The sequence below is a fragment of the Anaerocaecibacter muris genome (genome assembly GCF_943192945.1).
Taxonomy (GTDB): Bacteria; Bacillota; Clostridia; order Christensenellales; family Pumilibacteraceae; genus Anaerocaecibacter; species Anaerocaecibacter muris.
On record NZ_CALPCE010000002.1, the window covers coordinates 266,055 to 286,645 of the forward strand.

General features: G+C 51.8%; 5 protein-coding genes and 1 tRNA gene. 2 read left to right on the top strand and 4 right to left on the bottom strand.

What is annotated here, in order from left to right; translation table 11 throughout:
* Positions 1-156: 156 nt before the first annotated feature.
* The 3 genes from NFR57_RS02750 to NFR57_RS02760 form a co-directional block, all read right to left on the bottom strand.
* Positions 157-1,899 carry an ABC transporter ATP-binding protein gene (locus NFR57_RS02750; RefSeq protein ID WP_251182391.1) on the bottom strand — a complete coding sequence of 581 codons (1,743 nt, stop codon included), beginning with the start codon at positions 1,897-1,899 and terminating at the stop codon, positions 157-159.
* A gap of 54 nt (positions 1,900-1,953) precedes the next feature.
* Positions 1,954-3,228 carry an adenylosuccinate synthase gene (locus NFR57_RS02755; protein ID WP_251182302.1) on the bottom strand — a complete coding sequence of 425 codons (1,275 nt, stop codon included), beginning with the start codon at positions 3,226-3,228 and terminating at the stop codon, positions 1,954-1,956.
* Between the two features lie 277 nt (positions 3,229-3,505).
* Entirely contained in the window at positions 3,506-7,753 is a 4,248-nt protein-coding gene (locus NFR57_RS02760; RefSeq protein WP_251182303.1) for a 2-hydroxyacyl-CoA dehydratase, read from the bottom strand.
* Between the two features lie 329 nt (positions 7,754-8,082).
* On the opposite strand from NFR57_RS02760, the gene NFR57_RS02765 reads away from it, so the two are divergent.
* Positions 8,083-8,724, top strand: coding sequence for a flavin reductase (locus tag NFR57_RS02765; protein ID WP_251182304.1), 642 nt, complete (start codon positions 8,083-8,085; stop codon positions 8,722-8,724).
* A 327-nt stretch (positions 8,725-9,051) separates the two neighbouring features.
* Here NFR57_RS02765 and NFR57_RS02770 read toward each other — a convergent pair.
* Positions 9,052-9,136, bottom strand: a tRNA-Leu gene (locus NFR57_RS02770).
* Positions 9,137-9,437: 301 nt separating this feature from the next.
* Here NFR57_RS02770 and NFR57_RS02775 point away from each other — a divergent pair.
* Positions 9,438-20,486, top strand: a complete 11,049-nt coding sequence (locus NFR57_RS02775; RefSeq protein WP_275557169.1) for a glycine rich domain-containing protein — start codon at positions 9,438-9,440, stop codon at positions 20,484-20,486.
* Positions 20,487-20,591: the final 105 nt, after the last annotated feature.

The following is a 20,591-nucleotide window of genomic DNA, read 5'->3' on the forward strand; positions in this document are numbered from 1 at the left end:
CGGACGACAGTATTTGCGCCCGTGATTTTTGTTTGTCTGTAATGTCGGATTTTTTAACCGATTTATCGTCGGTTATAAATTTTTATGCGTTCGACTTCGTTTATAGTGGGGTATGAATGTCTGTAAACTTCTACTTGTCGGATAGCCGATAGGCGATTACAGATTTTTAAACTGGTATTCGTATAGCGTTTTGTATATTCCGCCCGCTTGCATAAGCGTTTCGTGCGTGCCGCGCTCCTCCACGCCGCTTTGAGTAATGACTATTATCTCGTCGGCGTTCTTTACGGTGGATAGGCGGTGTGCGACTACAAGCGTCGTTCTGCCCTCGGACAGTTTGCCGAGCGCGTCCTGTATAAGCATTTCCGTGGCGTTGTCGAGCGCGGACGTAGCTTCGTCGAGTATAAGCATCGGCGGGTTTTTTAGGAACGCGCGCGCAATGGACACGCGCTGTTTTTGCCCGCCCGATAATTTTACGCCGCGCTCGCCGACGTTGGTATCGTACCCGTCGGGCAAGTCGGAAATATATTCGTGGATATTGGCTTTTTTTGCCGCTTCGATAATTTGTTCGTCGGTTGCGGCAAAATTGCCGTATGCAATATTCTCCTTGATAGTGCCGTTAAACAAAAACACGTCCTGTTGCACAATGCCGATATTCTTGCGCAGAGCAAACCTGTCGAGCGCGCGCAGGTCGTACCCGTCAATAGTAATCTTGCCGTCGTTTATTTCGTAAAAGCGGGGAATAAGATGGCACAGCGTGGTTTTGCCGCCGCCCGACGGTCCGACAAGCGCGACCGTTTTGCCCGCGGGGATTTCGAGCGAGAAATTGCGTATAACCGTCGCGTCGTTTTTACTGTCGCTGTCGCCGTCCGAATTTTTATAGCCGAACGTGACGTTGTCGAAAACAATATGCCCGTCGAGCTTATCGGGCGAAATCGCGTCGGGGTTTTGCGCTTCCGGTTCGACGTCCATAATATCGCAGAACCGCTTAAATCCCGTCGCGCCCTCTTGGATTTGGTCGTAAATGGTGATTAGCGTGCGTATGGGCGTAATCAGCGTGCTTATGTACAGCACAAACGCCGTAAAGTCGCCGACGTTAATCTTTCCGTAATAAAAGAACAGCCCGCCCGCAAGCAGTACGGCAAAATACAGAAAATCGGTAAAGAACGTCATGGACGAGTGGAACTTGCCGAGCAGGATAAACTGACGTTTACGACACTCGACAAACCTGCCGTTGCCGTCGTCGAACTTTTGCCGTTCGTGTTCCTGCGCGTTGTACGCGCGCGAAACGCGCATGCCCGAAATCGCGCTCTCTATATCCGCGTTGATTTCGCCCTGCGCTACGCGCGATTCCTTGTACACCTTGTTCATGTGTTTGCGCATCATAAGCGCGAACAGCACGAAAAAGGGGATAAACGCAAACACGATAAGCACAAGATAAATGTTTATCGTGGCGAGCACGGCGAACGCGCCGACCATTGTTATAAGCGATAAAAACACGTCCTCCGGTCCGTGGTGCGCAAGCTCCGATACCTGAAACAGGTCGTTTGTCATGCGGCTCATAATCACGCCCGTTTTGTTGTCGTCGAAGTACGCGAACGGAAGTTTTTGCAGGTGCGCAAAAAGTTCGCGCCGCATGTCCGACTGTATGCGCACGCCGACGATGTGTCCCCATGAGTGCAGGAAATAATTAAGCCCCGCTTTAAGCACGTAAAAACCGATAAGCAAACCCGCCGCCGATAACAGCATGGTTATAAGGCGGTTGGGCACGTAATTGTTTATTATTTCTTTCGTGACATACGGATAGACAAGGTTCAAAACGGATATCGTAAACGCGCAAACCATGTCGATAATAAACAATTTTTTATGCGGCTTGTAGTAGCTTACAAACCGTTTTAACAGATTTTGTTTTTTCATTGCCGTGCGGCGAATACCCGAAAACTGCGGGTTGCTCCGCTATTTTTTGTAAATGTTTTGATCTCGATCCGCGCCAACGCCTATCATGGAAACGGGGCAGTCGGCAAGCCGTTCTATCGCCTCGATATATTTTTGCGCGGCTTTGGGCAGGTCTTTAAACGTCCTGCACGCGGATATATCCTCATCCCAGCCGTCAAACTCCTCGTATACGGGCGTGCAACCTTCGAGCATGCTGATGTCCGCGGGGAAGCCGTAAACCGGCTTGCCGTCGTGCATGTAGTGCGTTGCTATTTTAAGTTTTTTAAGCCCCGTAAGCGTGTCGAGCTTGTTGATTGCAAGCGAAGTAAGTCCGTTGATACGCACGGCAAGCCGCAGTATAACCGCGTCCAGCCAGCCGCAACGCCGCGCTCTGCCCGTGGTTGTGCCGAACTCGTGCCCGACATGTAAAAGATGGTTGCCGACCTCGTCGTCCAGCTCGGTGGGGAACGGACCCGCGCCGACGCGCGTCGTGTACGACTTGGCAATGCCCAGACATTCTTTTATAGCCGTGGGACCGACGCCCGCGCCCGCGCAGAAGCCGCCCGTTATGGGGTGCGAGCTTGTGACAAACGGATACGTTCCGCTGTCGAGGTCTAATAGAGTGCCTTGCGCGCCCTCGAATATAACGCGCTTGTTTGCCTTAATCGCGTCGTACAGCACCGTTCCCGTGTCGCACGCGTACTTGTTAAGGCGTTTTGCATACTCGCAGTATTCGGTATAAATGCCGTCGAATTCGAGCGGCTTGCCGCCGTATACCGCAGTTATAATCTTGTTTTTGAGTACGAGGTTGCTTTTGAGCTTTTCGGCGAAAACGTCGGGCTGTAACAAATCGACCATGCGTATACCTATGCGGTCGCACTTATCGGCATAGCACGGACCTATTCCGCGCTTGGTCGTGCCGATAGCGTTTGCACCCTTTGCTATTTCCGCAAGCTCGTCTATCTCTTTATGATAGGGCATTACGACGTGCGCGCGCAAATCGATAAGAAGTTTGTCCATCTTTACCCCGAGCGCGACAAGGCTGTCCATCTCTTCGAGCACGATTTTGGGATCGATAACGACGCCGTTGCCGATTATGTTCACCGTATCGGGGTAGAGAATACCGCTCGGAATAAGATGAAGTTTGTACGTTTTATCCCCGTTGACGACGGTGTGACCCGCATTGCTCCCTCCTGTAGCGCGGACGACATAGTCCGCTTTTTCGGCAAGTATATCTATTATCTTGCCTTTGCCCTCGTCGCCCCACTGCGCGCCGACCAGTGCCGTTGTATTCATAATCAGTACCTCCGATAGATAATTGAAAATTAAAATGAAGTATGTTGCCCGTAACCTTATTCGCTTATAGCTTTTTTATATTTCTGCGAAAAGTATTACGGTGAATTAAAGCAATTTTACTTGTACTTTTTATTCGCTTAAAGTTTTCTTGCTACTTTTACGAAGAAGTATTGCAGGAAGTTAAAACGTGTTTATCCGTTATTATTCCCGTTTAAAGTTTTCTTGCTTCTTTTGCAAAAAAGCATTACGGGAAGTTAAAGCAATTTTGTATATCACATCACTCGTTTAAAGTTTTCTTGCCTACTTCTTTTTCAAAAGAAGTAGGAGAAGTAGGAGAAGAAATCAAATTCTCGAACGCGACGGACATCATGAGTTTAATGCGATTGACCTGATTGACTTCGCTCGCGCCGGGGTCGTAATCGACCGCAACGATATTCGCTTGCGGATACAGGCGTTTAAGTTCTTTCATTACGCCCTTGCCCGTAACGTGATTGGGCAGGCAGGCGAACGGCTGCATACAAATGATATTGGGCGCGCCTTCCTCGATAAGCTCCAGCATCTCGGCGGTGAGGAACCAGCCCTCGCCGACCATAGTGCCGAGCGACGTGACGTGCTTGGCTTTTTCGGCGAGCTTGACGATAGGCGACGGCGCGCCGAACTTGGCGCCTTTGAGCGCGGCGACCATAGGTTTGCGCATGTGCTCGATAAACTTGATGGCAAGATCCGACGTGAACTTGCTCATGCGCTTGCCGTCGAGCAGTTCGTACTTGACCGTCGAATCGTAACAGGAATACATAAAGAAATCCAAAAGGTCGGGCACGACCGCTTCGCCGCCCTCGCGCTCGACAAGATCGACCGCGTAATTATTGGCGAGCGGGTGGAACTTAACAAGTATTTCGCCGACTATACCGACGCGCGGCTTTTGCACGTCGAGCGTGGGGATAGCGTCAAACTCCGCAACAATGCGTTTGCAGTACTTTTTGGCGGGCACGTTCCCGAGCGCGAATTCCTTTTGCAACAGTTCGTCCCACTTTTTATAGACCGCCCACGTTTCGCCCTTGTTCGCCTCGTAAGGTCGAACGCGGTACAGACAGCGCATGAGCAAATCCCCGTAGATAAGCGCGTTTATGAGCGAAACGACCATGCCCAGCCCGATCTTGAACCCCGGGTTCTTTTCCAAGCCCTGCGCCGACAGAGAAATGACCGGCACTTGTTCCATGCCCGCGCTTTTGAGCGCGCGCCGTATGAGCGCGATGTAATTGGTAGCGCGACACCCTCCGCCCGTCTGCGTCATTATGACCGCGGTGCGGTTCACGTCGTACTTACCCGATAACAGCGCGTTCATTATCTGTCCGACCACGATAATTGTAGGATAGCACGCGTCGTTGTTGACGTATTTAAGCCCCGCCGCGACCGCGTCCTGACTGTCGGGCAAGACTTCGACGTTGTAGCCGAACTTGCGCAACGCGGGCTGTACTATATTGAGATGATAGGGCGAAATCTGCGGCGAGAGTATGGTGTACGTTTCGCGCATTTTTTCGGTGAACAGCACGCGCTCGACCTGCGGCGCGGGCGTGCTCGCCGTCATGTGCTTGACCTCTCTGTCCTTGATAACCGCCATGAGCGAACGTATGCGTATGCGTGCCGCGCCGAGATTGGACACCTCGTCGATTTTGAGCAGGGTGTATACCTTGTTAGCCGCTTCCAACAGCTCTTGCACTTGGTCGGTCGTGACCGCGTCCAGCCCGCACCCGAACGAATTGAGCTGAACAAGATCGAGATTATCGCGAGTGCGCACAAAGTTAGCCGCGCTGTAAAGCCGCGAGTGATAAGTCCACTGATCGACGACGCGGAGCGGGCGCGGCGCTTTATTGATGTGCGCAACGCTGTCTTCGGTGAGCACGGCAAACCCGTAAGAATTTATCATTTGCGGCACGCCGTGGTTAATTTCGGGGTCGAGGTGATACGGTCTGCCCGCGAGCACTATGCCGTGCCCGCCGTTCTCGTCAAGCTGTTTTATTATCTGCTCGCCGCGCCGCCGCGACCACGCGTTGAATTCCGCCTGTTCGAGGTACGCCTTTTTGACGGCGCGCCCGATCTTGCGCGCGGGAATATCGGGAAACTCCTGCGCGAGCCGCTTTGCCATGCGCTTGGGCGTGGCTATGGGCAGGAACGGCGCGAAAAACTTGACGCCGTTGTTGATAAATTCCTCGCGCATGTTGAGCCGTATGACTTCCGGGTACGACCCGACGACGGGGCAGTTGTAATGATTGTCCGCGCGGTCGTCCTCTTTGCGCTCGTAGGGCAGACAGGGATAGAAAATAAACTTGACGCCGTCGTCGATTAACGATTGGATATGCCCGTGCGCGATTTTTGCGGGGTAGCATACCGATTCGGACGGCATGGTTTCTATGCCGCGCGAATACACGTCGCGCGAGGAACGCGGCGACAGCTTGACCGAATAGCCCAGCTCGGTAAACAGCGTGAACCAGAACGGATAGTTTTCGTAAATATTGAGCACGCGCGGAATACCTATAACGCCGCGCGGCGCTTTGTCGTCGGGCAAAGGTCGATAGTAGGCGAATAACCGTTTATACTTTTCGTCGAACAGGTTGGGCAGTTTGTCCGCCTGTTTTTCGGGCGCGTTGCCGCCGCGTTCGCAACGGTTGTTGGTAATAAAAGTCCTGCCGTCGTCGAATTCGGAAATAGTGAGCAAGCAATGATTGCCGCACTTTTCGCAACGCCGCGACGATTTAATAACCTTAAACTTTTCGAGTTCGGCTTTGGTCTTTATAGTGCTCTTGCCGCCCGTGTAGTTGTTGCGGCTGATAAGCGCCGCGCCGTATGCGCCCATAAGTCCCGCTTGATTGGGTCGAACGACCTCACGCCCCGACACAAGCTCGAACGCGCGCAATACCGATTCGTTGAGGAACGTTCCGCCCTGAACGATAATTTTTTCGCCCATCTCTTTGGCGTCGCGCAGTTTTATGACCTTGAATAAAGCGTTTTTAACTACCGAATAGGCGAGCCCTGCGGAAATGTCCGCAACGGTCGCGCCCTCTTTTTGCGCCTGTTTGACGCGCGAGTTCATAAACACAGTGCACCGCGAACCGAGATCGACGGGCGCGGAAGATTCCAGCCCGACTTTTGCGAACCTGTCTGCGTCCGTGCCGATGGCGCGCGCAAACGTTTCTATAAAACTGCCGCAACCCGACGAACACGCTTCGTTGAGCAGAATATCGGTTATTACGCCGTTCTTAATGCGCAAACACTTCATGTCCTGCCCGCCGATGTCCAACAGAAATTCGACGTTAGGCAAGATTTTTTCCGCCGCGGTAAGGTGCGCCATGGTTTCTATTTCGCCGTTGTCCAGTCCGAGCGCGGTTTTTATAAGGCTCTCGCCGTAGCCCGTAATCGTGCCGTACCCGATATACGCGTCGTCGGGCATAAGCTCGTAAATGTTTTTAATGATTTCCGTAACGGACGCGAGCGGGTCGCCCGAATTGGAGCCGTACCACGAATACAACAGCCCGCCGTCCTTGTCGATAAGCGCGACTTTGGTAGTGGTAGAGCCTGCGTCGATGCCGAGGAAGGTCGCGCCCTTGTGATTTTTTATGTCGGCAAACGGGATTGCGACCTTACTGTGCCGCAGACGGAATTCGGTGAGTTCGTCCTTGGACGAAAACAGCGGCGCGAGCCGCGTGACTTCGTGTTCGCCCACGTTTTTGACCTGTTCGAGCTTGTTCAACAGCTCGGCGGAAGTGAATTGTTTTTCCGACTTGTACGCCGCGCCGATCGCGTTGAACACCTGCGAGTTTTCGGGAAATATCGCTTTTTGCGGTTGGAGCGTTACGACGAACCGTCGCCCCAGCTCGCTCAAAAAGTGCAAAGGTCCGCCGAGGAACGCGACGTTGCCGCGGATTGGCTTGCCGCACGCCAGCCCCGATATTGTCTGATTGACCACCGACTGGAATACCGACGCGGCGACGTCCGATTTTTTTGCGCCGTCGTTTATAAGCGGCTGTATGTCGGACTTGGCAAAAACGCCGCACCGCGAGGCGATAGGGTAGATAATCCCTGCGTCCTTGGCAAGCTCGTTAAGACCTTGCGCGTCGGTGTTTAACAGTACCGCCATTTGATCGATAAACGCGCCGGTGCCGCCCGCGCACGTTCCGTTCATGCGCTGATCGACGCTTCCTTTAAGGTATGTAATCTTTGCGTCCTCGCCGCCCAGCTCGATAGCGACGTCGGTTTCGGGAATAAGCCTGCGTATTGCCTCCACGCCCGCTATAACTTCCTGCACGAACGGTATGCCCAACCACTCGGACACGGATATGCCGCCCGAACCCGTTACCGTCACTGTAAACAAATCGTAGTCTTTAAGCAACGCTTTGAGTACCTGATACAGCGTCGCGCGAACGTCGGAGTTGTGCCGTTGATAGCTCGAATGAACAAGATTGTCTTTTTCGTCGAGCACGGCTGTTTTTATTGTCGTCGAACCTATGTCTAATCCTATGCGATACATAATTTAATCCTTATGAAAATTACCACGCATATATTATAAAGTATAGCGTTGCGTATGTCAAGTAAATGACTTTCGCCGTTTGTTTTATTGCCGACCGTGACGGGCATGTGTTTATAAATTACATAAAATTTTTACCGTAAAAGCCGTTAAATATGCTCCATACGCTTGATAATAAAGTCGGCGCGGGAAAGTTTTGGCGTAAAGACGTATTTGTGTAAATATAATATTGACTAAACGGAAAAACTATTATATAATGAATAAGATAAACAAAGCGCATGAGCGGTATTGTTGCGCGGGTTGCTGCTTTGTATAGCGGAGGTTGATATTACATGAAAGACGTCACAACAAAACTTTCTTACGGATTATATGTGCTTACGAGCTGGTCGGACGGCAAGCCCGTCGGTTGTATAGTAAACTGCGCAATGCAGATTACAGCTATTCCCGCATCGTTCGCCGTCAGCGTGAACCACGATAACTTTACGACGGAGTGCATCAAAAAGACGGGCAAGTTTGCCATTTGCATACTCGCAGAGGACAGCGACCCGTCGTTAATCGGCACGTTCGGGTTTAAATCGGGCAGGGATATAGACAAGTTCGACAAAGTGGGTTACACCGTCGAGTCGAGGTTGCCCGTTATAAACGACAGTTGCGGGTTTATAGTCTGCGACGTAATAAACACAATGGAGAGCGAAACCCATACCGTGTTTTTGGGAGCGCAGGTCGCGGCGGAGCAGTACGGCGACAGAACGCCCATGACTTACGATTACTATCACAAGGTCATCAAGGGCAAAAGCCCCAAAAACGCGCCCACGTACCGCGCCGATTCGGAACAAGCCGCCGACGCGCCTATCAAAACGCGCAAGTTCAAGTGCGAGATTTGCGGGTTTGTTTACGAGGGCGACGAACTGCCCGAAGACTATGTTTGCCCCATTTGCGGGGTCGGGCCCGAACACTTTACCGAAATAGAATAATCATACAGCAAAAGGAACGACGGTGCGGTCGTTATTATATTGGTGTCTTATTGCATGATATGTATTTTTCGATTAGTCGGTTACACTTGCGATAGGGGAAATTCGATAAAATGAAAACACGAAACGACATAAAGCCGTTTCGTGTTTTTATGGTGCGGAGGACGAGACTTGCGCGTATTGCTACGCAATCCGTCTGCTTCGCGGCACAGCCGCTCGCACGCTCGCTAAAAATATGCCACAGGCATATTTTATTAACGCTCGCGCGGATCGAGTTCAAGTCTCGAAAATAAAAACACGAAACAACATAAAGCCGTTTCGTGTTTTTCATGGTGCGGAGGACGAGACTTGAACTCGTACGGAGTTACCCACAGGCTTCTGAGACCTGCGCGTCTGCCAATTTCGCCACCCCCGCAAACATTAAAATTATACATTGTTTGCGCGGCATTGTCAAGCAAAGCGCAGGCGTTTTTTGTTCGCGTAGCTAAAACTCCGTCGGTTTTACTCCGCGCGCGCCGTTATTCGCATTGCCGTTAGCCTGATTTTGTCTTTTTCGTTAATTTAGGACAGGTAGTCGCCGCGAAAATATTAAAAAAAGTCTTGACAAAATATGAACAATATGTTAACATTTATCTGTATACACACGCAAATGTGAACAAATTGTTAACAAAATTGCGAAAAACGTCGAAAGACCTGCTCGTAGCGAGGTAAAAACAATGAGTAAGAACAAAGCTAAAACGAAAGCCGAAAACAGGGCGAAGCGGTTACTGATAGCGATAGTAAGCGCGTTTATAGCCATAGCCATAGGCGCGACGTGCGCGCTGTGGTTCGGCAATTCGGCTAAACCCGTTAGCGTAAACGGTGCGACGGGCGACGTTACCGCGTCGGCTAACCGCGGCGCGTTGACGGGCAACCAGTCGGGCTGGAATTCGAGCGGCGTTCCGCTTATCGCAGAAGGCGATATGATGGAATATACATACAACGGCGGACGGCGCAGTATAACATTGCCCAAAGGAACTTATAAGTTTGAAGTTTGGGGCGCGCAAGGCGGCGGCGGTTATCAAAACGGCGTGTTTAGCGCGGGCGTCGGTCTCGGCGGATATTCGCAGGCGCAGTTTACTCTCAAAGCGGCTACAACCGTTTATATAGTCGTAGGCGGCGTCGGCGCTAACGGTAAGCTCGGCGTTTACGGCGCTAATTCTTGGGCGGCGGGCGGCTACAACGGCGGCGGCAACTCCGGTAAAGAAATGAACTCCGACGCGAACGACGAAGGCGGCGGCGGCGGCGGCGCTACGCATATCGCGCTTGCCGACGGCGTGCTTTCCGCATTAAGCAGCGCGGCTAACCAAAAAACCGTTATGATAGTTGCCGGCGGCGGCGGCGGTACTTCGTTTACTCGTGCGGCGGGTAAAGGGTACGGCGGCGGTACTACCGGCGGAACAGGCTATGGCGGAAGCCGCGCGTCCACAGGCGGCACGCAGTCGCAAGGCGGCGTCGGCGGTACTCACGGCGAAGGCACTGACGCTTACGGCAGAAACGGCGGCTTCGGGCAGGGCGGCGCAGGCGGTAACGGTACTTCCGGCGGCGGCGGCGGCGGCGGCGGCTGGTACGGCGGCGCGGGCGGTCCTTGCGGAAGCGTAGGCGGCGGCGGTTCGGGCTTTATCAGAACTTCCGGATTTTCCAACGGAAACGTTGTTTTGGCAAATTCCGGCGGCATGCAGAACGGCAAACGTTCGGGGCACGGGCTTGCTCGCATAACCGCGGTTAAGCTCAACGACAATCCCGTAACAATCAATTCCAACGGAACTACTCCCAAGATTTACGAAGTAAACAACGCCAATTATTATAAAGGTGCAAGCAAGTCGCTTGTAATCAAGTCGAGCGAAATCGCGCGCGATCCCGACCCTGCAAACGTAAAGAACGGCAACGCCAATCAAGTTTATTTCTCGCAAGGCGCGTCTAACAGGGACACTGCGCCCGCGAATAACAACCACTTATACCTCAATTCGGCATGCACGACGCTCGCGTCCAACTATTTTTCGTGGACGTGGTCGGGCGGAACGGCGTGTCAAACTCTTACGATTACGGAAATAAAACGCTATCCGCGCAAAGGCGTGGACGGCTGTACGACGGACGGCGTTATAACGCTTTACGCCCGCGTGCGCGATAATTATTACAGTAATACCAAGCGCGGATTATCGGTTATACCGTTCCAAATTCGCGTGCGCGATAATGCTATAACCAATAAAGGCGACGGTTTTTTACGTTTTTCCAAAACGGGTTACGAATACCGTTACGGCAATCGCACAATGACGTCGGGCGGTTCGACGTACAATTTTGCGGCGGCTAACAACACGCAGATTTATAACCCCGTCGCGAGCTTGGCGTCGAATATTAAAACGTTGTTTATATCTACGCCGCTCACCCCGACCGACACGGCGGGCTTTACGGTGTACGCTTCCGATATTTATACCGACGCGGATAACCATTCGACTTACGGCGACTATGTAGCTATCAAGAGCGTTGCGGCTTACACCGGATATACGGGGTATTCGAGCTATTATTCGATTACTTATAATTCCAATGCAAGTTATGCCTCGGGCTTGGTGCCGTCGTTTACAATCAAGCCGACGGGCGTAAGACCCAACGGTCCTATTTTCGTGTGCATGACCATAACGGCGCAGACCAGCGAAAAACACTCCAAAGCGGCGATAGGCGGGACTAATTCAAACGTCATGCTTGTGTTCCAGATAGCGAACACGCGCCCGTATTTTGCTACGACGTCGGGCAAGGGCAAGAACTTTGCGGAACCGTATATCGAGCTGAATTTGAATACCAAAAGAACGCAAACGCTCGATATAAGCGAAATCGTATTCGACACCGACGACGCAAAGTCCGCTAATAAACTTACTTTTGCGCGCGGCGCAAACGACCTTAAAATCCCGACCAACGAGTATATTCAGGTAAACAGAGTAAACGCCGCAGTGCCGTTGTTGCAGACTTACAACAGCAAAACGAGCAACTATTACGGCAAAACGAGCGTACAGACGTCGGGCACGCTTTCGTCGGCGAGCGGCGAGGGCACTACCTCGACGGGCTTTAAAAAGGATTTGATAGCGCAAGCGGGCAGTTCCGGCGCGACTTACGCCAACGTCACTTACAGTTACGACGGCGATAAAAAGATAACGTTTACCGCGCGTTCGGCAACGCAGTATCAGTACGATACGGCGGGACGACTGGGCGACTTTTATATCCTTGTTCGCATAATCGACGCAACCGACACGACGGACGGCGGGCTTTGGTATCCCGTGGCGGTCAAAGTAAATTCCGCCGCGCCGGTCGAGCCGTCCACGGTCGCAAACTTCTCGCTTAACTTCGATCGCTTTAAAGCGGATAGCGAAACGCAGGAGAAAGAAAACGGCATTATTCTTACGCCTATAAGCTATACCGACGAAAACGGCGTATTACAGGGCATAGGTTCGCTGTCCACTGAATATTCGAACGATGCGAGCCATACCGCGCTCCCGTTCGTTGTAGACCCCGATACGTTTATGTACGACGGGGAAAACGTAAATAAAAAGACGCACGCGCTAAACGATATAATTATGCTTGCGGGCGTAAACAGAAACGATTCGACGGACTTGTCCAAAGTCGTCGAACTGTTCGGCACGTCCGAATTCTTTACCGTCGAGCTTGTGGACTTGTACGCGTCCAAAACCGTGTTCTCGCGCTTGGAAATGTACGACAACGACGCATTGCTTTCGGCATGGGGCGTAGAGAAGTTTACGGGCAACGGTTCGGAAAACGGCTTTAAGTTTAAAGGACTTAAAATCGTGCCGCGCCGCTCGACGGACGACACTTATTTGCAATTCAACGTAAACGTTAAAGACTCGCACGATCAAACTTCCAAAGTGCGCGTATGTATTAACGTTCGCAATAGGGAAGTACAGCTCCGCAACAGCCCTAACGGTTCGTCGATGTTCAAGATTAACACGATGGCGGGGTACGGCACGTATCTCGACGCGGACAGCAGCGGTATAGGCGTTGCGACCGTCAATTACGAAATAGAAATCGGCGACGAAATTCAGATCACGCCTTACGACTTTGCGTATGACTACGACGTCGATCCCGAAAACGTCAAGCTCAACAACCCCGTCAACAACACCAACCCCGTTGACGCAGGTTTCGACGCGGCGGCTGCTTTCATACTCGCGTCGTATAATATTCCGCACACTACTTCGCCGACCGCGCCCGCGGGCGTGAACGACGCGACGAGTTTTGTCGGTCAGCAACTGCGTTTTGTCAATATAGACAACTTCAACGCTTCGGCGTCGCAATATGCGTCCTATATTTCGGCGCGCGTTGCGGATAAAACCGTTGTAAAACCGCCCAAAAACAGCGGCGGACAGGAACGCGAGTACGCGATACCGTGCATTAAGATCGAGGGTCTTTCGCGCACGACATCGGCTGTCGTTATGTTGCGTTTCACGATAGGCGACGGCTATTCCAATCAGGAAGTAATGATAACGGTCACGGTCAAAAACTCCAAGCCTATGCTCAATACGGAGGAAAACCACCCCAAGACCAATCCTAACGACAAGCGCATAACCATGCCGTACAACCTTTCCGCCGACCCTGCGAACGCGGTTAATATCATAGACTTCGACGTTAAGGAAGCGGCTTACGACAAAGACGGCGACACGCTTACTTTCAAACCCAACAGCGTTAAGGTCGTGGCTTACGACGAAAACGGCGAAGAACAATTCGACGCGGACGGCAAAAGACTTTACTATTACGACGCGCTCGACGCTAACTTCAAGGGCGTTCCGTCCACATCTGCCGACGCGGTGTATTTGCTTTCCGATTACGTCGAAGCGACGCTCACCAAAAACGGCAGCGGCGTGGACGTGGTGCGCGTAAAGGGCTTGTCGTCCACCGAATTGTTTAATAAACAGATTTTCGTACAGTTCACAGTACAGGACGGGTACAGAGCGCAGCCGCAGGAAGCGGACTTGCGCATACTTATCAACGTTGTAAACTCCGCGCCCGTAATGGTTACGGACGGTCTTGCCGAAGTGCAAAAAACAGAAGACGGCGTGACCAAATCCGAATATACGTGGCTTATCGGCTACGAAGATATTGCGGAAACCAAGCTGTCGCGGTTTATCGTGAACAGCAAAGAACTTTGCGAATCGTCCGCTATTAACGTGTCGTCCGATAATAAGATTTGGTTGTTTGACGATGCGGACGCGCAACAACGCGTATTGCTCGACCCGCAGGGCGGTTGGAACCTCAACGGCAACTGGGCGGCGGATTTGATCAAAAAACAGACGCTCGATACTCCGATCACACAGGAAACGTTTGCGCTTACCCAAAATGCGCACGCCGCTATTATTTACGGTAAAACGTATTCCGGAGACGACGCCGATAAACAGCACCTTGAACTGACACTGCATTTTTACTATAAAGACAAAGACGGTTTTAATATAATAGAAAATACCAGCGAAAACATAAAGACGGCTAAATATTGGGCGTTGGAAATTAAAGACGTAGTCAACAAAACGAACGCCGCCGCCGCGCAGATAGCTATTGCCGTCAAGGACGATCATCACGGCAAGAATTTGTACAACGCCGAAAAGACGGAAACGTTTACCCGCGATTCTTCGTTCCGCGTGCTTAACTTCTCTTACGGATACAAGCAACCCGGAATAATGAATATGCACACTTATTACCGCACCGACGGCAATGCGGAAGCCAAAGTAAAGCTCGATCCCGCAGACGATAGCAAGGGTTATCAGGTCGATCTTAAAGGATTTTACAAAGGCGGATATTCGTATCAGTTTGTAAAAGGCTCGCATGTTCCCACTACGCAAGAGGAACTTCAAATGGCATCGTTCACTCCGCGCTTCAAGTATCAGTATTTTGTTAAAACGCAGATAGACGGCGACTCTTCTACTGCCACTTATAAGCATTATCCAGAAGAGGCGAGCGCGTTCTATTACGAGCCTATCGAAGTGACGGGCGCGTTAAGCGGTAAAGTGGACTTCCCTATAAGCTATCTTGCAATGCCGCAGGGCAGTACCGCCGCAACGGAGGGTAGCACGCACGTAACGTTTGCCAACGCTACGCAAGGCGCGCTTAACGCGAATAATAAATTGTCAGACGACGACTATTATAAGTGGTGTGCGAAAGATAATCCAAACCGCGAGCAAAACCTCGAATATATACTCGAAAACGTGACGGTTTCCGACGGCAAAACTACTTACACCGCCAAGGATAACCCTTACTTGAACATCGAGTACATTGCGGATCGCAAATTTATTAACAGTAAATACCGCAATACCCACCGTTACAGTTTGAGTAGCGGCGGCTTTAAAGCAATAGACGTAAACGACTCTAACGGCAACAGCATTTACCGCGAGGATAAATTCGGTTTCCGTTTGTCCAAGAAAGAAAACGGTCCGCGCGCCGCGGGCATGCTCAAGCTGTCCGTTGCGCTCAAAACGACTGCCATTGTAGTCGAAAACGGAATAGAGCAAGTCAAAGAGGGCGCGACCGAAATTGTGGACGTGGAAATCAACCTCCAAAACTCTGCGCCTAAAATTTATTACAACGATATTCAAGCGACGGGCATGATAGACAATCTTAACGTCGAAATGACCACTGCCGACGTAAACGGCAAGACTGTCGGTATTAACCACATTTCGCTTAAATCGTCCGAAAAAGCGATAGGCGATTACAAGATTTATTACGAAGATCCCGATAAATCGGATACCATGAAGTTCTATCTGCCGTCCGCGTTCGGCAAGATGTCTGCTGCGGAAGTAGATCATATTGCGAGCGGAACCAACCATGCTACGCAGTCTAATCCCGTTACGGAATACTTTAACGGCACGGCGGATAAATACACTTACAATCCAAATGTCGGTTACGAAAAGTTCTTCGACGTATTGCCGAGCGAGGGTTCGGCGGCGACGTTGCAGTTTGTGCCCAAAGCAAAAACGCAACCCAACCTCGCCGTCGGTTCGACGGAGTTTGAACAGTATGTCAGGGATAACCACCTCGCATACGACGCAAACGATCCGACCAAAAAATTATACTATCCGTTCCGCGTGCTGTTCTACGACGAAGTTTCGGGCACGCCGTTCACCGACGGATACTGGTGTCTTGCTATCATAAAAGTGTATATCAATAACGATCCGATCCGCGTCAATTCGACAGCAATCGGCGACAATGTTTATATACACGACAACGTTAAATATCCCAACTACACGTTTAAACTGTCCAAAGCGACGAGCTTCTACCTTGACGTGTCGTCGTTGCTTGTGGATAACGATATAGTTCTTAACGGCACGTCCATGGCTGTCGAGACGGACGACGCATGGAAGAAAGCCGATCAAAAGGTCAAGGACTACCTTGTAATGCCCGACCCGACTTTGACTTCGACTAACGTCATAGCAAAGCCGAGTAGCATAACGACGTTGCCTATAACCGTCGCCAAGGGCGGCACAGGCTTGACCGACACGACGTTGGTATTTAACGCTACGTGCGCGTTTAAGGGCGATATAGTAATCAAATACACGTTTGCCGACAGCGTAAAAGAGCTTACGGGCAACGGCGGTTCGTCTGTCACTATCGTCTTTACCGTACAGTACAACAACGAAAATCCCACCGCCAACAACGATACTTTCGGCGGCGGCAGTTCCATGAACATCGTCATGAAGCAGGGCGACAGCATAACGCTTTATGCGTCCGATTCGACTTTGTTTGCGAACGACGCAAACGGCGGCTTTAAGTCTTACGGCTTGTTAAAGCAGAACGCGACGGACAGAGTGTCGTTCCCGTTCGGCAAGACCGAACAGTCCGCACAGCAAATGCTTGACGACTTTAACGGTAAGCAAGCGGGCGACGGCGATCTCGGTTCGCTCGTTATCGGCGGCGACGACGCGCCTACAACGCTTCGGTTCAGCTCGTATGACGACGCTACGTCGTTTAAGCAGTCCAATGTGGACGACAGACGGTTCTTCGATATTGTTGTACCCAACGGCGCAATGTTTGAACGCGAAAACAGCGCGCAGAGAAGCCCCGTTGCCGTTACGCTCACTGCCAAAGGCGTAGTAAACACGATATACTCGCTCGAACTTATCGACGGCGAGGGTAGTACCGTAAGAATTTCCATCAACATCAACGTGCAGTCGAGCGCGCCGCGAGTAAAGACGGGCGAAGGCGACGAGACGTTGCCCAAAGGTTTGACGCTCGATAAAACCGCGCAAACCCCGACGTTTATATACGAAATGTCTTACGGCGAGAGCAGAGAATTCTTGCTTAAAGACTTTATGCACGACGACGACTTGGACGACGCCAACGAGTTTAAGATCGCCGAAAACGCAGATAAAACCAAGTTCACCATAGTGGGCGGTTCGCTCGGCGCGGAAGCGACGGGGTCGCAGTACGACGCGAGTATTACGCTCAATGCGCTCGACGTGATTACCGATAAGAGCGATTATGCCACGGTGTCGTTCCGCGTGGAGGACGCGCACGGCGTTACTTCGGAAATAATAACGATTAAAGTGTTGTTAACACCCTCCGAAGTAAGCGTTGTTGCGACCGAAAGAGCGCCTTATGCGACGACGCTTAAAAGCTATGCCGAATACATCGACGACGGAGAACCCGTAACAGTCGACCTTGTAAGCGCGGTTTCCGCCGTGTTGTTCAAGGACGCGGACGCGCCCGCCGCTTCTGCGAAGTACGACGTTGCGGTTTACGCGTTGTTGAGAAAGGACGATAAAGGCGTTATTAACGCAATCAGTTCCAGCCAGCTCATCGATCCGACTACCAACGATTACGATACAAAGAGCTTGATCTTGACGTTGACAGATTCTACAATCCGTACCGAGAGCAACGACATTGCGGCGTATGTTGCGCGGTATTTCAGAATTACTATCAGCGCCGACGGCAAGCAACTTATACTCACGCCCAATTCGGCAACTATTCAGGCGGGCACGCCCAACCTCAAAAATATTCGATTGCTTATCACGCTCGCAAAGCGTTACAAGGACGGAACTTTGTCCACGCTTCCGCGCAACGTTGGATTTGCCGATATTGCGGTCAAGAATTCCGAGCTCGTCGCGGTGGAAAGCTCGCCTATAAACTACGGCTATCCCGAAATAAAAGTAGGCGAAACCGAAACGCGCAGACGCGAGCAGGGCTTCCTTGAATTTACGGGCACCGCAGGCGATTCGCTCACGTGGGACTTGTACAATATTCTCGATCCCGAACTCGGCTTGTTCTACGATTACGACATGATCAATTATCCTGCGGAAAGCGGCGGTTTGGAGAAGATCCGCTATGTCCGCAGTGAGTACAGCGTCAGCGAGAGCTCGCAACACGTTCAGGGCAAAGGCAACGTGCTGTCCATTGACGTGACCGAGGACGGCAAGCTCACTATCAAGATTAACCGCAAGGTGTACAGAGGCGAGCCGCCCGTTGACGGGTTAAAAGATTCGTATACCGAAATCCCCGTTAAGATCTACTGCGCGGACGCGATCGGGTTCAGCTATAACGAAAAGCGTTGCGTTGCGACGGAAATCAAAGTGCGCGTCGATAACGACATACCCGAAATAAAGCCCGTGACCGACGCGGATAAGATTGAACAGCTCGGCTATTCCGTTACGTACTCGGATACCGAGGGTTATGTGCTCGAAGCCAAGCTCGAAAAAGGCGCGACGTTGCCCGTCAATATTGCGGACATAATCGACGACGCCGACTTGGATATGGACGCTTACGTCCTGCTCCCCGTCGATAGCTCCGATAGTCTTATGGGTTCTGATAAGTACCTTTCGGGCTCGGTTACGACCGACGGCGTTAACGACGGAATAGGCAGAATTAAAAACAGTAACGGCGATACGTTGATGTCCGTAAGACTGTCCAGCACGCCCAACGCTTACGGCGTTACGGCGTTGCGCAGAATTACGTTTACTTGCGAATCCGCGCAACGCGGTGCGGTTGCCGTCTGCAAACTGCAAATCCGCGATTCCGTTGCGGAAGCCAAAACGAGCATACTCACCGTGCGCATTACCGTCGATAACGTTGCGCCTTCGGCTAAACCCGACGTTAAGCCGACCGTCACCGTTATGGGCGTGGGCTTGAACGCCGACGCCGCCGCAATCGCCGACGCTACCGTTACGCTCGATATTCTCGATTATGTAACGGACGTCAACGGCGACGCTTACGATCCGACGGATGCGTCCAACGCGAGCAAACGCGCTACGTATGTGTTTATCGACGAAATTTTGGTGTACACCACCGAGGATATAATGAACAAGCCCGAGATTTACGGACCCGGGCTGGACGTTGATATTTCCGACGAAAACTATACGCCGATTATTTCGGTTTGCGCGGTCGATTGGTGGAATCCGACAAGCGGTTCCGATGAAAACCCGCACCAAAAATTCACTATCACGCCCGCGGCAGGCGTTTACGGCAAGCAGAAAATTTCGCTCACCGTAATAGACAGCGGTTATGAGGACGGCGCGGCGCAAGGCGTGCTCGACGGAAAAGTGTTCACGTTTGAGTTCACGATTATAGTTGCCAACCCGCTCGACGACGTTGCGGACGTACTGCCCGTACAGAAAATAGCTTACGGCGTAACGCGCATTGTGACTGTTGAAGACCTGTTGGGCGAGCAGAACGCGCAAGGCTATATCATCCAGAGTATGGAAGAAATAGGCACCAGCAGCGTCGGCATTTACGCCCCTGGCGTGAGCCAAGGCGGAATAACCCCCTCGGCAACGACCCCGCCGTCCGACGAGTTCTGGCGCATTTACGGCAGAACCGAAGGCGCTTCGGTCAACGCCAAGGTCGTGTTTAAAGCGGGCGAGGTCGTTCGCGAGCGCACGCTCCCGATACAGGTCGTAACCAACCAAGCCCCCGTGTTCAAGGGCGGTAAGACCTCTTACGAATATACGGTCAGCCGTTTGGACGACGCGCACAAGCGCACGATAAAGATTTATCCCGAAGACTGGTTCGACGATTTCGACGATGGCGACATCATGAGTTTTGTCGGTCCTATCGAGTCGTCGCAATCTGTCAAGGTCGAAACGCTGTTCGATTACGACGAGAACGGCAGAGCGTATATCCTGCTCACGTTCAACCGTCGCGGCGAAGCGGACATTACGTTTAACGTAAGCGACCTTTCGGGCAAACTTTACAAAAAGACCATTAAGGTCAACTGCACGGACGCGCCCGAAATGTCGTGGTGGGAGAACTTTGTATCGCTTGTCGAGGCTAACTGGATGTGGTTCTGGATTATCCTTGCTTGCATACTGTTGTTCATTATACTGCTGATTATCCTTATTATCATTATTCACAAGAAGCGCAAGATGAGAAGGGAAATCGAGGCGTTGCTCAATTCCGAAACCGAGCTCGAAGAAGAAATGTTGCGTTTGAGCGCGGGCGGCGCAGCTCCGTACCAGTCGTTTGGGTACTTGCCGCCGACGCAGACAACGGTCAATAATCCCAACTTGATGATTGGCGGCGGCGTCAATACCCCTGCGCCCAACAGCTTGCAACTCAACGCGGGCACCGGCGCGTCTCCTGTCGGAAGCACGCAACAAATCCCTCCGCCCGTGCAACAGCCCCCGCAAGCTCAACCCCAAAACATGAGCGCGACGATTAACCCGACGCAGAACGTACCCCCGCCGCCTGCGGCAGGCAATGCGGCTCCGCCCGTCGACAACGACGGATTTAACCCCGACGACTTTTAATCGGGAATAAGTCCAATCGGCGCAAGCATAAGCGATAGCTTAATACTGTAATGTAACCCAACGCCCTCGCAGACGTAAAGATGTCCGCGAGGGCGTTTTTTGTGA